The 14,521-nt window shown below is 57.2% G+C and carries 11 protein-coding genes; 8 read left to right on the top strand and 3 right to left on the bottom strand.

Annotated features, from left to right (window positions below; all coding sequences use genetic code 11):
• Positions 1–15 precede the first annotated feature (15 nt).
• On the bottom strand, positions 16–2,520 hold the full coding sequence (locus KUA23_RS12210) for a TonB-dependent siderophore receptor (protein ID WP_346356401.1): 2,505 nt from the start codon (positions 2,518–2,520) through the stop codon (positions 16–18).
• Between the two features lie 253 nt (positions 2,521–2,773).
• Here KUA23_RS12210 and KUA23_RS12205 point away from each other — a divergent pair, with 253 nt between their 5' ends.
• The 6 genes from KUA23_RS12205 to KUA23_RS12185 all read left to right on the top strand — a co-directional run bounded on the left by KUA23_RS12205 (position 2,774) and on the right by KUA23_RS12185 (position 10,177).
• Positions 2,774–7,537, top strand: a complete 4,764-nt coding sequence (locus KUA23_RS12205; protein WP_252994022.1) for an RHS repeat-associated core domain-containing protein — start codon at positions 2,774–2,776, stop codon at positions 7,535–7,537.
• A gap of 3 nt (positions 7,538–7,540) precedes the next feature.
• Positions 7,541–7,960, top strand: coding sequence for a hypothetical protein (locus tag KUA23_RS12200; RefSeq protein ID WP_252994021.1), 420 nt, complete (start codon positions 7,541–7,543; stop codon positions 7,958–7,960).
• Positions 7,961–8,325: 365 nt separating this feature from the next.
• Positions 8,326–8,619, top strand: a complete 294-nt coding sequence (locus KUA23_RS12195; RefSeq protein ID WP_252994020.1) for a hypothetical protein — start codon at positions 8,326–8,328, stop codon at positions 8,617–8,619.
• Positions 8,620–8,679: 60 nt separating this feature from the next.
• The gene (locus KUA23_RS30300; protein ID WP_428847433.1) at positions 8,680–9,189 is read left to right on the top strand and encodes a DUF6896 domain-containing protein; all 510 of its coding nucleotides are present in this window, start codon (positions 8,680–8,682) and stop codon (positions 9,187–9,189) included.
• Between the two features lie 191 nt (positions 9,190–9,380).
• Positions 9,381–9,797: a hypothetical protein gene (locus KUA23_RS12190; protein WP_252994019.1), complete on the top strand. Its 417-nt coding sequence runs from the start codon at positions 9,381–9,383 to the stop codon at positions 9,795–9,797.
• Positions 9,794–10,177: a hypothetical protein gene (locus KUA23_RS12185; protein WP_252994018.1), complete on the top strand. Its 384-nt coding sequence runs from the start codon at positions 9,794–9,796 to the stop codon at positions 10,175–10,177. Before KUA23_RS12190 ends, KUA23_RS12185 begins: the two co-directional genes overlap by 4 nt.
• Positions 10,178–10,184: 7 nt before the next feature.
• On the opposite strand, the gene KUA23_RS12180 is transcribed toward KUA23_RS12185, so the two are convergent.
• Positions 10,185–10,622, bottom strand: a complete 438-nt coding sequence (locus KUA23_RS12180) for a DUF3995 domain-containing protein (RefSeq protein WP_078048046.1) — start codon at positions 10,620–10,622, stop codon at positions 10,185–10,187.
• Positions 10,623–10,715: 93 nt separating this feature from the next.
• Between KUA23_RS12180 and KUA23_RS12175 the strand changes: the two genes are divergently transcribed.
• Both KUA23_RS12175 and KUA23_RS12170 read left to right on the top strand, forming a co-directional pair.
• Positions 10,716–11,105 (top strand): DUF2946 family protein, encoded by a 390-nt coding sequence (locus KUA23_RS12175; RefSeq protein WP_252994017.1) that lies wholly within the window; start codon positions 10,716–10,718, stop codon positions 11,103–11,105.
• Positions 11,106–11,200: 95 nt separating this feature from the next.
• Complete coding sequence (locus KUA23_RS12170; RefSeq protein WP_346356400.1) at positions 11,201–13,327, top strand: TonB-dependent receptor; 2,127 nt, start codon at positions 11,201–11,203, stop codon at positions 13,325–13,327.
• Between the two features lie 129 nt (positions 13,328–13,456).
• Here the strand turns inward: KUA23_RS12170 and KUA23_RS12165 are convergent, their stop codons facing one another.
• Positions 13,457–14,473: an ABC transporter substrate-binding protein gene (locus tag KUA23_RS12165; protein WP_252994016.1), complete on the bottom strand. Its 1,017-nt coding sequence runs from the start codon at positions 14,471–14,473 to the stop codon at positions 13,457–13,459.
• Between the last annotated feature and the right edge of the window lie 48 nt (positions 14,474–14,521).

Genomic DNA, 14,521 nt, shown 5'->3' with positions numbered 1-14,521 from the left:
GGCCTTTTTCTTACCTCACCACTGGTAGGTGGCGCTCGCCTGCACGGTGCGCTGCGAGCCATACCAGCACCACGAATAGGAGTAGCAGGACGCGACATACTCTTTGTTCGCCAGGTTGGTGGCGTTGAGCGCCAGGCGCAGGTTGTCCTTCAGGCTAGTAATGTTCGGGATGTCATAGTGCACGGCGGCATCGAACAAGGTGTAGCCCGGCACCTTGAGGGTGTTGGCGGTGTCCCCCCAAGAAGACCCGACGTAACGCGCACCCGCGCCGGCGCCGAAGCCCTTGAGGGTGCCGTCGTGGAAGGTGTAGTCGGCCCACGCCGAGGCCGTATGGCGCGGCACACCGTAGGTGGTGGTGCCTTCGGCGGCAATGGCCGGGCCTACGCCGATATCGCTGATGGGCGCATAACGCACGGTGTTGTTCGACTTGCTGATGCGGTTGTCCAGGTAGGCATAGGCCGCAGTGATGTCCAGGTTATCGTTGAGGCTGGCCTTGCCCTCCAGCTCAAAACCACGGGACTGCACTTCGCCGTCCTGGCTCTGGCAGCGCCCGGTGCCACACAAATGGGTGGGGTCCGGGTCGGTGGTCAGCACGTTGGTCTGGCGCAGGTCGAAGATCGCCGCCGTGATAAAGCTGTTGCTGCCCGGCGGTTGGTATTTGATACCGATTTCATACTGCTTGCCTTCGGTCGGCTTGAACACCGAGCCACCGTAACCGGTACCCGACTGCGGATTGAACGACTCCGCGTAACTGGCATACGGCGCCAGGCCATTATCGAAGAGGTAGACCAGGCCGATACGGCCAGTGAACGCCTTGCTGTCCAGGGATGACTCGGACTTGGCACCGGTACGAAGGGTCTTGGTGCTGCTGTCGGTGCTGGCCCAGTCATAGCGCCCGCCCAGCAACAGCACCCATTTGTCCCACTTCATCTGTTCTTGCAGGTACACGCCGGTCTGCTCGCTGCGCGAGGTGCCGTCGGTGGTGTAGGCCGGCACCGGCACCGCCGCGCCGTAGACCGGGTTGAAAATATCCAGAGACGGGCCGGCGGTGTACACGCCGGAACCCGACTTGGTGTCGGTACTGGTGTTCTGATAGTCGAGGCCCATCAACAAGGTGTGCTGCAAGGGGCCGGTGTCGAATTTGGCCTGCAGCTGGTTGTCGAGGGTGTAGGCATCCAGGTCGACATCGCTGGCGATGGTCGAACGGCGGATAGTGCGGTAATCCGTCAGCAGGTAATTGCTGTAGAGGCTGCGGTACTGTCCTTCGCTGCGCAGGTAACGCGCGTTCTGGCGTACGGTCCACACGTCATCGAAATGATGCTCGAACGCCCAGCCGATGGAGTAGTACTCGCGGTCGCTCTTCTCGAAGTTCTTTTCGCCGTCGTAGAAATCCACATCGATGTTGTGCCCGGTCGGGCTGTGCAGCACCGAGCCCCAGGCCGGCACCGAGCCGTAGGACGCGCCTTTGGGGTCCTTCTGGAAATGCCCGAGCAGGGTCAGCGAGGTGGCGTCGTCCGGGCGCCAGGTGAACGCGCTGGACAGCGACTGACGGCGCGTCTCGGTGTGCTCCACCTGGCCATCGGCATCGTCGAAAAGCCCGGCCACACGGTAGGAATACACCCCCTGATCATCCAGCGGGCCGCTCAAGTCAAAGGTGGTGCGCTTCTTGTTGAAGGTGCCGTATTCCACACCCACTTCATGAAACGGTGTGTCCAGCGGGCGTTTGCTGACCATGTTGATCACCCCGCTCGGCGTGCCCTGCCCGTACAGCACCGATGCCGGGCCGCGCAGCACTTCCACGCGCTCCAGGTCGAAGGCGTCTTTCTGCGGCAAGGCGTCACGGCTCGATGGCATGCGCAGGCCGTCAAGGTAGGTGGCCGGGGAGAAACCACGGATGGTCAACTGGTCGAGACGCGACGCGGTGGCGCCACGGGTTTCCGGGATGACGGCGGCGCTGTAGCGCAGGATCTGGTTGAGGCTCTCGGCGTTCTGCGCGCGCATCTGGTCTTTGGTGACGATGGAAATCGACTGCGGGGTTTCGATCAGCGCGGTATCGGTCTTGGTGCCCGACAAACTGCGCGTGGCCACATAGCCGGCCACCGGCCCGGTCGGGCTTTCGCTCTGGTACGCGCCGCTGATGGTGGTGGCCTGCAGCTCCATGGCACCGCCGTTGTCCGGGATGGCTTCCAGGCGATAGCGGTCGGCGGAAATCTTCAAGGCTTGCAGGCCACTGCCGGCGAGCAGTTGATTCAGTGCCACGTCGGTGGCGTATTGTCCTTTTAAACCCTTGCTGCGCTTGCCACGGGTCAGACTTGCATCGAAGGCCAGCACCAAGCCTGCCTGCTCGGCCAGGCTATTGAGCGCTTGGCTCAAATCTCCGGCGGGAACTGAAAAACTGCGCTCGGCGCTGCTGGTGCTTTCTTCGGCAAAGGAGCTCTGGACGGTCAGCAACGGCACAGCGGCAAAAGCCATCGCCACTGACAAAGCCAGTGGATGCAAGGGACGAGCAAGGCGCGACATGGGAAATCCTGCGTAAGGGAGGTTCTATTAACCATGACGGCCACGTCGGGAAATCGGGCAAGGATGCGAGCGATTTTTATTTGAGAAGCGATGACGCAATCAGGTTTGTCGCTTTTTCGTGTAGCCCTTTGGGTGGGTTTCTCGCGGTTTTTCCCTCTGGGTAGTCGGCGTTTTCTGATTTTCTCAACCGCTCATCCAGACGCTTTTTGCTGCGGCATGCTCCGACGCCTTGCCCTCTGCCCGGACGTCACGGATGACCCACGCTGCCCACATTGCCCTGATCGAACATGAACTGAATGGCTTTCACCAGAGCCTGGTGATTTATCGCCAGCAAATGGGCACTTGGTATTCGCGCGCGCTGGATTCAGTCAGCCATGGGCTGGACATGCCTTCGCTGCTGGGGATGGACCGGGTGTTGCGGGTGGGGGATTCACAGCGCTCGGTGAGCATGGCAGATGCTGATTTCTCGACCGTGAGCCAGTGCCCAATGGGCGGCGAACTGAAGATCGAGAGCCTGTTCGAGTCGGTGTATGACGTGCCGATCGGCAATATCCCGGTGGAGGTCATCGGCCTGGATGACGGCAGTTCCACCGTGATCATGCTGGATGAACAGGGTAAGGGTTCGCACCACTGCGCGGCGGGTGGGCGCTACCAGGTGCGGGTGCAGGGTGGCGTGTCCGAGGAACAGGTCGAGGCCCTGTTTACCTCTTACGCCGGGCTGACCGGCGACCTGGAGCGGTGGCTTCGGGAGCAATGGTCTGGCTTTAAACCCCAGTGGAAACACTCGACCGCCAGTGCAATTGGCAGCGGCCTGTTGGCGGGCAGTTGGGCGGCGATTCGCGACGTGTGGGACAGCATCAAGCTGGTGCAGGCGATTCTTGAAGACCCGCTGAAGTTCGTCGAACAGTTGGGCACCGAAGCAGCCAAGTTGGCGCAGCTCGCGACCGATGCACCCAAGGTCATGGAGCAGGCCATGTTGCTGGCCAGTGACGAGGCCGCGCTGTACCTGATGTTGCGCACGGCGATGATCTGGTTGGATGCATTGCCACCCAGCGAAATAGCGAAAGTGGCGGCTGGGTTTGTGGTGTCGCTGCTGATCGACCTAGTGATTGGCGTGGTGTTGACCATCGCCTTGCCGGCGGCGGGTGTGGCGTATTTGAGTCTGCGGCTGGTCAAGTATGGGGCGCAGATTCTTGATGCGGCGGTGGGCTTTGTTAAGGGGCTTTTGGCAATCCTGACGAAGTTCATGCAGGCCGTGGATCGCTATAAGGCGGTCGCGGTCCGCGGGGTGGTCGGCGGGCTCAAGCAAGGCACGATGCAGATGCGCTGGAAGGCGCGGCAGAACGCGGTGCTGAAGCAGAAAGAGCCTGTGGATGACGTGCCGGCTGTTGCGAAGAACCCGGCTGGGGATGCGGCCGCGCCTTCGGACAAGACCGCCACCAACGGCTGCCCGGTGTCGATGGTCACGGGCGAAGAACTGCTGACCCTCACCGATGGGGCGTTGGACGGCATTTTGCCGTTTGAGTGGACCCGGTTGTACCGCACCAGCGCGGTAGAAATGGATTGCGGGCTGGGGTTTGGCTGGAGCCACTCGCTGGCCCATCGGCTGAGTGTTTCCGGTGATTCGGTGGTGTGGACCGATCATGAAAATCGCTCGACCACCCTGCCCTTGCCTTCCGTTTCTCGTCCCGCAATCACCAATAGCCTGGCTGAAGCGGCGATCTATTTGGGGTCGTTGCCCGATGAACTGGTGCTGGCTCAGGCGTCACGCTTCTACCACTTCCGCGACGGTGTGCTGACAGCGATCAGCGACGCGTATGACAACCGGCTGCGTATTGCCCGGGATTTTCTGGGGCGCATTGAACGCCTGGATAACGGCGTGGGGCGCTCGCTGTTGTTGCGCTACGCATCGGGCCGGATTGTGGCGGTGGACTACCAAATTCAACGCATCGTGGACGAGGGTCCGTATGTTTGGGTGACGGAACAGACGGTTGTTTCCTACGCCTATGACGACCTTGGCCGACTGATTTCAGCGACTAACGCTGTCGGCGAAAGCGAGGTTTATCGGTACGACGATCAGCACGTCATTCTTGAACGCGGCTTGGCCGGTGGGGCGAGTTTCTACTGGGAGTGGGAACGGGCTGGCAAGGCGGCGCGGTGTGTTCGGCATTGGGCGAGCTTTTCGCAGATGGACACGCGCTATGCCTGGGACGACAACGGGCAGGTCACGGTGTTTAACGCCGATGGCAGCCAGGAAGTCTACGTGCATGACCAGCGCGCACGGCTGGTGCAGCGGGTGGATCCGGACGGGGCCGAGCACTTCAAGTCCTACGATGACAACGGGCGGCTGACGGTTGAGCAGGATCCGCTGGGCGCGATCACGGCGTATCAGTACGACGAAGCCGGACGTTTGGTGGCGTTGTTTCCGGGGGACGATGAGCCAACGACCTACGAGCATGACAACGGGTTCGTACGGGTTGTAAGGCGGGGTCAGGCGGTTTGGAAGTATGAGCGCAATGATCAAGGCGATGTAACGCGCAAGACCGATCCTGACGGTCATGTGACTGACTACAGCTACAACAAATACGGGCAGTTGGTTGGGGTTTGGTACCCGGATCATAGCTGTCAGCGGCTGGTGTGGAATGAGCGTGGGCAGTTGCTTGAAGAGCAATTGCCCAATGGTGGGATCAAGCGTTATCGCTATGACGATCTTGGGCGAAAAATCTCCCAAGAAGATGAGCACGGGGCGCTCACACAATTTGAGTGGAACGACGTTGGGCGATTAGTCCAAATCGTCTTGCCGAGCGGTGATACGCGTAAATATACCTACAACGCGTACGGAAAAATCACCTCCGAACGGGATGAACTCGGCCACGTCACCCGCTACGAATACGCCGACGGCTTGCACCTGATCAGCCGGCGCATCAACGCTGATGGCAGCCAGGTCAAATACCGTTACGACAATGTGCGGTTATTGCTGACCGAAATTGAAAACGAGGTTGGCGAAACCTACCGACTCCAGTACCACAGCAACGGCCTGATCCAGCAGGAAACCGGGTTTGACGGGCAGCGCACGGCTTACGTCTACGACCTCAATGGCAACCTGCAGGAAAAGACCGAACACGGTGATGACGGTAGTCAGTTGGTTACCCGCTACGAGCGCGACCATGCCGGTCGACTCGTAAGAAAAACCCTACCTGATGGCAACAAGGTTGATTACGCCTACGACCGCCAGGGCAATCTCCTAAGCGTCGAAGATGGCCATTGGGCCCTGGCCTACGAATACGACGCTCAAAACCGCCTCACCGCCGAACACCAAGGCTGGGGCACCCTGCGCTACGGCTACGACGCCTGCGGCCAACTGCAAAACCTACGCCTGCCGGACAATAACCGCCTCACGTTCAACCACACCAAAGGTGGCCATCTCGCCACCGTCGAACTGAACGGTGAAGTCCTTACTTCTCATCTATTCAAAGCCGGCCAGGAACACCAACGCCAACAAGGCCAACTGATCAGCCATTACCACTACGACGACCAGCAGCGCCTACACGCTCACGCCGTCAGCCAGCAGGCTTACACCCTCTACCAACGCCACTACGACTACGACAAATCCGGCAACCTCACCCGCCTGCTCGACACCCGCAAAGGCGATCACCGCTACCACTACGACCCCCTAAGCCGCCTCACCCGCGCCGACCACACCCAAGACGAGCAAGAACGCTTCGGCCACGACCCCGCCGGCAACCTGCTCATGCAAAACCGCCCCGGCCCCGACATCGTCGCCGGCAACCGCCTGATGATCCAGGGCGACCACCACTACGACTACGACGCCTTCGGCAACCTCATCCGCGAACGACGCGGCAAAGGCCATCAACTCGTCACCGAATACCGTTACGACTGCCAGCATCGGCTGATCGGCGTTAAGACGCCCAACGGCCAAACCGCCAGCTACCGCTACGACCCATTTGGCCGCCGCATCAGCAAAACCGTTGATGACATAACGACCGAGTTCTTCTGGCAGGGCGACAAACTCATCGCCGAGCACCACGCGAACCGCCACCGCAGCTACCTCTACGAACCGGACAGCTTCCGCCCGCTGGCCCTGCTGGAAGGCTTCGGCCCAAAGGAAACCAAGGCCTACCACTACCAACTCGACCACCTCGGCACCCCACAGGAACTCACCGCCCCCGATGGCGAAATCGTATGGTCCGCGCATTACCGCGCGTACGGCGAAATCAGCCGTCTCGACATAGGAAAAGTCGACAACCCGCTGCGATTTCAGGGACAGTATTTCGATCAAGAAAGCGGGCTGCATTACAACCGCCATCGCTACTACAATCCGGATGTTGGTCGGTACCTGACGCCGGACCCGGTGAAGTTGGCAGGTGGGATCAACGGATATCAGTACGTACCCAACCCTACTGGATGGATAGACCCCCTAGGACTGAGTTCTTGTCCTCACGCTGATAATTGCAAGTCAACTATTAAATCGCCAAATCCATTTGATGACGCTAAAGTTGACCATGGTGAGCCATTCACTCCCTACTCTGCGCGTACAGAAACGCAGGCGCGCATTGAGGAGCTCACCGAAGCCAATGCGAAGCGTCGAATTTTGGAATACGAATCGAAGTACGACATGCATATGGTCGGCAAGCACGGACCAGCGGTAGACAGCACGAAAATAAGGAGGCGATCAGTCGACGGAAGAGACCCCATAACAGACATACTTCCGAACAACGGGAAGGGAGTTCCAAGTTCGCAGTTTAATAGCTGGAAGCTTCAACTTCAGGCTTGGACGAAAGCTACGTCTCGTACTGAAAGAGGGCTACCACGCTACACTGGCGTCGATGACAAGAAAAACGATATCGTGCGCTTAGAACTACCAGGGGCAGGACGTGGCTACAGACCAAATAAGAAAGATCCGAACAATCCAACTTTCAACCCTTCAATGAATGGTGCAGAAATGAAATTCCGTGAAGATGGTACGCCTTTTACTCTATTCCCCATTAAGGAGTGAAAAATGCTATTTCATCCTTCTTCCGAGCACATACCTTTCGACGCCAGCTTGAGTTATTTCGTAGGGATTTTCGACATTTATGATAGGGAGGAAACTAAGGGAAAAGCGCTCGCCCGTTTCAACCCTAACGAAAATAGAGACAGAGAAACTCTCATACTTGAATACTGCCTGGACCCCTTTAACAAGCTTTCATATCGCCACAGATATAAATTAATAGAAAATTTACTTGATGCATTAAACACTGAATCATTTAACTTCCACTCTTTCTTTGAAGACGACCCAGAGTCGTATTCGAAAATGGCCTGGGACGAAACAGAAATAGCCGACCCCCGAGGCTTCTTCGCCGACATCTATCGACTCGCCAACGAGGTCTGGAAAGAAGACCTTCAAAAAGCCAGCCTCGAAGACCAGTCAACTTGGTGACACCAACACCACTCTCAAAGGCAACACCGTCCCCCTGTGGTGAGCGAGCTTGCTCGCGTTGGGCCGCGAAGCAGCCCCGGGCAGTCAGTGGGTACTTCAGGTCAATCAGCATGTCTGTTTTGAGGCTGCTGCGTAGCCCGACGCAGGGCAAGCATGCTCACCACAAAACAAAAAAGTGCTCAGCAGAAATGAGGGAGTACACAAACTGAAAATTTCCCTCTCACTATGAGCACCGCTTCGAAGGCTCAATATCATCCGGCTGAGCAGATAAACCCGCGCGCCACACTCTCCACCCCCGAATACTCCTCCGAGGTAGGAATATTCCCCCTGCAATGCTAAATCCTACTTTCTTAGGAGAAAGTGAAATGCTGGATGCAAACAAAAGAATAACAATCTCCGGAGAGGACGCCTTGAATGCGTTGACAGAGATCGAACTCATACTGGTTTCACTACGAAAAATAGGCACTTACTATATTGACAAGTCTTCTGAGGAGTATCAGCGTGCCACCACTGATTTTATTGACAACGCTCGAATCACATCAAGACTCGCTAAGGTGAGAGGACTAATCACCGCAGGATTTGATACAACTTTGGGAGACGACGACATGGATGACTTAGAGCGCCACATACAAGGTTTAAAATTCTGGAAGCCCGCATAACACTAAAGATTAAGATTTACTTATGCCAGGCAATACGAAAAAGGTTCGGCAAAAAAATAAATGCTCACCCCCCATCCAACTAAGTCAATCCCTCAGCCTGGAAACACTAGCACAGTGCAAACCCATACATTAGAAACCCTGATATCGGAATATCTGAACCATGTGTATGAAGCAACGGAACTACTCGAACGATACTTCGGAACCAAAAACATTCTGAGGTTATGGCGTTCCGGAAAAATTCCACAACGAGGCTCTGTCACCAAAGACGTGACTTACGAATTGCACGGCATTGGCTGTTGCGTTTACCTATCTAATCTATACATCGATTTTGATTACGGGCCTGATGACAGGGTCGACGGATTTGATATTTGGCGATTATATAATTACGCTTGTGAGCTACCGCATAAATACAAACAATACACCGACGAAGGGTACCTAGAGCATGAGTTCCTCGAGTACCTGAAATTGGGAAAAGCCAAAAAAATCCCCGGTTCAACGTCCAACCTGTACTTCATACAGCATGAACTTGATTGCCCAGCGAAAAATCATAAAACAAATGTATGTGAGTGAGAATGGCTCACCGAGTAGAGAACGCAATGATTGAACATCCACCTCCGCGCATAGAGAAAACCAACAGAAATACAGACACATTTAAGTGGTGCCTACATGAATGTTTTGCCTGACAAAAAAAAGAGAGACCTCATTAACTTTTTTAAGGCAACTCAGAAACCAATACTTAAAACCTAAAGTTTTCCAATGACATGAATTATTACGACAAAGAAGTCACGACCGACTTAAACGCGTTCAACATAAAATTCGCCATCCTGCCTGAGGCTGATCACACATCATTGGTTAACACAATCAATGACATCGTGCCGTTTTCGGTGAGTAAAGTTGCTTGGGAAAAATTAGAAACGAGTATGAACCTTGGACGTTCATCATCAGACTTAGCGATATCACACCTAGCTGAGGAAGTTCAGAAGCTCACTAGCGAGAATCCGATTTTCATTGGCGACTCAGCCTGTGACGAGGCTTACTCCGTAAGCCTAAAGCACATAGAGAAAGCGCTTAGGATTTTCTCAACAATTCCTCAATACACCTACATCGTCTCGAGATCATTGACGTGGATTGCTTGCATGTCATTTGAAGGAGACTTGGATATCGCGAGGCTTTTATGAAGATAAAAATAAACCAGACACATGAAGACCATAACAAGGTAATCGTGAAATTTTATTCAACGAACGGAAATGGCATTGCCTTTTGGAACGGCACAGCACCTAATATTGGCGACACTCCGGATGTAGAGATGGATATAGATGAAGTCCTTTGCTGGCATAAGAACATTATCCCTTCTCCACCCAAAACACCACTGATCACTTTCTCCAAAAATACAACCCAAATAATCGCCAGACTAATCCATGACCTTGACAACGATCACGCCGTTTTAAAACTAGGCCAGGCGATAATTCTCATTGACATTGAAGAGCAGCACCCTCAACAATCAGATTTTGTTCAAGTAACCACAACTAAACTCCACCTATACCCCACAAACACTTAAGGCCTGTTCACCCCCACGCCACCACCAACAACCCCACCCCCAACACCAAACACAACGGCGAGTAAAAATACGTATCCAACCTCGCAAACCTCGACCCACCGACCTTCTTGAAAAACCCCACCAACTCCGAATCCCCAATCGCCCTGGCAAACATCACCACCGCAATCGCGCTGATCCCCCACTGCAAGGCCCCGTGAGACACCGCCGAGAAATACAGCCCCGCCCGCAGGCAAACCAGCAGGGCAATGGCCACCAGCCCCATCGCGACCAGGAAGGTCCCGAGCGCCGAGGGCTTGAACGCGGGCTTTGGCCCGCTGGCGAATTCGCCGGGCAGTTGGGGGATGGCGGCGAGGCTGCCGAGTTTGCCGCCGGCGGCCCAGTACAGGTGGACCATGCTGATGCAGGTAAAAACCCCGACAATCCATCGTGCGACAACAAAGCTCATGGCTGGCTCTCCCTGAAAAGGTGCGAAACAGGATAGTCGCCCTGAGATTTTTTGCAGGCATTTCGTCGGCGGCTGATGGTAAAGTGCCGCCCCATGAAAATCGCCCGTGCCGACCGCTCGCTCATTGCCTGGATGCTCTACAGCTGCGTCCTGTTCAATGTGTTCGCCTGCAGTATCGGTCATGGGCAGATGGTCGGGATGCAGCTCAATGGCATCGGCGGTCAGTTTTGTACGGTGGACCCGCGTACCCAGGCGCCCAAGCCGTCCAACTCCACTGAAGAGAATTTGCCTACGCTGTCCAAGGCGTTTGGTTGCCCGCTGTGTTCCACCGGTGGCATGGGCCCGGCCCTGAGTTCCAGCCTGAATGTGGCCGTATTGCCACAACCCCACGCCCCACCGCCAGCCATTGTCCTGGCTGCTGACATCCCTGCCCGCTTCACCTGGCCCGCGGCTAATCCACGCGCGCCACCTGCGTTCGCCTGATTCCTTCGCGTTTTGATCTGCACTGAGCACCGTTTCCGCAAGGAAGTACGGGCGGCTGTGCGTTGTTTTCAAGCCAAGTTTTTCAGGATTCAACCATGAAACATCTACCTCTGTTGGCAGGCCTGTTCGGCTGCCTGCCTGTCTGCGCCTGGGCCCTTGAGTTGGCCCCAACGACCATTGATGGCGAACAAGCCGCCGAACCCGGCCTGGCCCTGGACCAATCCAGTGGCATGGCATCGCGGTTGGGCTTGAGCGTGCGGGAAACCCCGGCGTCGGTGGCCATCGCCAATCGCAATGATATCGAGCGCCATGGCGCCAAGACCTTCCGCGACGCGGCCAATACCCTGCCCGGCGTCAACGCCAGCGCCCCACCGGGGTTTGGCGGGTTTGTCTCCTTCCGTGGCTTTACCAGCAGCCAGATCACCCAGATGTTCAACGGCATCAACGTCGCGACCGGCCTGGCCCGTCCCGTGGATGCGTGGATCTATGACCGGGTGGAACTGGTGGGCGGCCCCTCCTCGCTGATCAACGGTGCAGGCTCCGTGGGCGGTTCGCTCAACTACGTGACCAAGCTGGCGACCCGTGAGGAACAGGCGGCCGAAGGCCAACTCACCTATGGTAGCTACGACACTGCCGGCATGGCTTTCGGGGTCAATCATGCCCTGACCGAACCCGGTGCCGAGGTGCAGCATTACGCCCGCCTGGATGTCAGCCGCAACACCAACCACAGTTACATCGACCGTGATCAGCGCGAGGCCTGGAGCCTGGCGTTTTCCCTGCTCAGCGACCTCACCCCCAACCTGTCCCACACCCTGGCGCTGGAATACCAGGACGAGCACGAAGACAGTCCCTACTGGGGCACGCCGGTGCTCAACCCCAAGGCGGGCGAACTGAAGATCGACAAGCACAACCGCTTCAACAACTACAACGTCGCCGACGGCCGCTACGAGCAGCGCACGATCTGGGCGCGTTCGATCATCGACTATCGTCTCAACGACAGCACCACGCTGAAAAACACCCTCTATCACCTGGACAGCCAACGCGATTACCGCAACCTGGAAACCTACCAGTACAACGCCGACAACAGCGCGGTGAACCGCTCGACGGCTTACCAAGTGCGTCATCAGGGCGAGCAGAACGGCAACCAGTTCGAGTTGCGACACGACGACCGTATTTTTGGCCTGTCGACCACCTGGTCTGGCGGTTTCGAGTACAAGGTCAACAGCACCACCAACACCCCGCTGAATGTGCCCGGCAACAGCACGGTAGACCCGAACAACTTCGACCCCGGCCACTTCTACGACATCCCGCGAACCCGAGAGAAGTTCGGCAAGGACAAGACCAACGAAGTCACCACCAAGGCGCTGTTCGTGGAGAATCGTCTGGGCCTCACTGACAAACTCTCGCTGCTGACCGGCCTGCGTTATGACGCCATTGACCTGGACGTCACCAACCACCGCGCGATAACCGCTACCAACCCTCGCCACTTCAAGCGCAGCTGGGACCCGGTGACTGGCCGCGTGGGCCTGACCTATCAGTTCATCCCATCGGCCAATGTGTATGTGCAATACAGCACTGCCGCCGAGCAACCGACTACCACGACGCAAGTGTTCGATGTCTCGACCGGCAAACAGTGGGAAGTGGGCAGCAAGTTCGACTACCTGGACGGCCGTGGATCGGCCACCGTTGCCGCGTACAAGATCGAGCGCAAGGACTTTGCCGTCACCGACCCGCAGGATCCGACCAACAGCATTCCGGTCGGCGCGCAATCATCCAAGGGTATCGAGTTGGCCAGCTCGCTGCGCATCACGCCCAAGCTACTGGCAGAGGGCAACTTCGCCTGGGTCGATGCCGAGTACGATGACTTCAACGAGAAAATCGCCAGTGGCGCAGTGGTTTCGCGCAAGGGCAACACGCCCACTAACGTGCCCAAGCGCGTGGGCAACCTGTGGCTGACGTATGACTTTGCCGAGGACTGGCAAGGGGGGGTGGATGCGCGGTATGTCGCCGAGGTGTACGCGGATAATGCCAACACCCAGACAGTGCCGGCCTACACGCTGTTCGGAACGTTCCTGCGCTATAAGGTCGACTCGCGCACCTCGGTGACGGGCCGGGTGCGCAACCTGACGAATGAAGTGTATGCCGAGTTCGCGCATGTATCGCCGGCCTATTACCTGGGCTCGCCACGAACCTTTGAGGTGGCGGTACAAACCCGGTTCTGACATTCAAACACAAACCACTGTAGGAGCTGGCTTGCCAGCGATGGCATCACCTGGGTACACCTGAGGTACCGAGTCGCCTGCATCGCCGGCAAGCCAGCTCCCACATTCACCAGGCCGTGAGGTCCGAGCTTATTTCAGGCTGGCCTCAACCTTCTGTGCCACATCCTCGGTCAACCACGCCTTCCACACCTCGGGATGTTCCTTGAGAAACGCCTGGGCCACTTCCCGAGGGGCGGTGTGATTTTCGCTCATGGTCGCCAGGGCTTTATTCAGCGGGTCAATCGGAAATTCGACCTTCTCGAAGAACTGGGCGATCTGCGGGTGTTCCTTCTGGAACGGCGTAGAAACGCCGATGCTCAACTTGGACGCCAACGATCGCGTCGGCTTCGGATCAGGGTTATCCGCATCCGTGAGGGTCTTCCATGCCTCGGCATCGAACGGTGGTTCTTCCAGCTGGATCAACTTGTAGCGCCCCATCAGCGGCGTCGGCGACCAGTAGTAGAACAACACCGGCTTGCCCCGGCGGATCGATGAGGCAATCTCGGCATCCAGTGCCGCGCCCGAGCCACTGCGGAAGTTCACGTAGCTGTCATCCAAGCCATAGGCCTTGAGCTTCTGCTTGTTGACCACTTCCGAGGTCCAGCCGATCGGGCTGTTGAGGAAGCGCCCCTTGCCTGGGGATTCCGGGTCCTTGAACACGTCTTTGTAGCGCGCCAGGTCCTTCACGCTCTTGAGCTCGGGGGCGAGGGGCTTGATGCCTTTGGCCGGGTCACCCTTGACCACGTATTCCGGCACCCACCAGCCTTCGGTTGCACCCTTGACCGTATCGCCCAGGCCCACCACCTTGCCTTCGGCCTCAGCCTTGACCCACACCGGACTGCGGCCGGCCCACTCTTCGCCGATCACCTGGATGTCGTTCTTCGCCAAGGCGGTTTCCAGGGTGATGGTGGTACCCGGCAACGTGTCGGTGGGCAGCTCGAAACCCTTCTCGACAATCACCCGCAGCACTTCGGTGATCAGGCTGCCGCTTTCCCAGTTCAGGTCGGCAAAATGTATCGGTGCCTGGGCGGCGTTAACCGGCAGCGTCGCCACTGAAAGCCCCAGTGTCGTCAGGGACGCAGCCAATAGTGTTCTCAATCCTTTCATGCCTTCGCACCTCGCGATATCGCAGCCAATGGCGGACGGCTTTGCTGC

Origin of the sequence: Pseudomonas pergaminensis (assembly GCF_024112395.2) — a bacterium.
Lineage (GTDB): Bacteria > Pseudomonadota > Gammaproteobacteria > Pseudomonadales > Pseudomonadaceae > Aquipseudomonas > Aquipseudomonas pergaminensis.
Note: the sequence above shows the minus strand (reverse complement) of the source record. Positions and strands in the feature narration are given on the sequence as shown.

What these genes read in the sequence shown, in the direction of transcription:
- KUA23_RS12210 (WP_346356401.1), bottom strand. Translation starts at nt 2,520, where the DNA reads ATGTCGCGCCTTGCTCGTCCCTTGCATCCACTGGCTTTGTCAGTGGCG.
- KUA23_RS12205 (WP_252994022.1), top strand. Translation starts at nt 2,774, where the DNA reads ATGACCCACGCTGCCCACATTGCCCTGATCGAACATGAACTGAATGGC.
- KUA23_RS12200 (WP_252994021.1), top strand. Translation starts at nt 7,541, where the DNA reads ATGCTATTTCATCCTTCTTCCGAGCACATACCTTTCGACGCCAGCTTG.
- KUA23_RS12195 (WP_252994020.1), top strand. Translation starts at nt 8,326, where the DNA reads ATGCTGGATGCAAACAAAAGAATAACAATCTCCGGAGAGGACGCCTTG.
- KUA23_RS30300 (WP_428847433.1), top strand. Translation starts at nt 8,680, where the DNA reads ATGCTCACCCCCCATCCAACTAAGTCAATCCCTCAGCCTGGAAACACT.
- KUA23_RS12190 (WP_252994019.1), top strand. Translation starts at nt 9,381, where the DNA reads ATGAATTATTACGACAAAGAAGTCACGACCGACTTAAACGCGTTCAAC.
- KUA23_RS12185 (WP_252994018.1), top strand. Translation starts at nt 9,794, where the DNA reads ATGAAGATAAAAATAAACCAGACACATGAAGACCATAACAAGGTAATC.
- KUA23_RS12180 (WP_078048046.1), bottom strand. Translation starts at nt 10,622, where the DNA reads ATGAGCTTTGTTGTCGCACGATGGATTGTCGGGGTTTTTACCTGCATC.
- KUA23_RS12175 (WP_252994017.1), top strand. Translation starts at nt 10,716, where the DNA reads ATGAAAATCGCCCGTGCCGACCGCTCGCTCATTGCCTGGATGCTCTAC.
- KUA23_RS12170 (WP_346356400.1), top strand. Translation starts at nt 11,201, where the DNA reads ATGAAACATCTACCTCTGTTGGCAGGCCTGTTCGGCTGCCTGCCTGTC.
- KUA23_RS12165 (WP_252994016.1), bottom strand. Translation starts at nt 14,473, where the DNA reads ATGAAAGGATTGAGAACACTATTGGCTGCGTCCCTGACGACACTGGGG.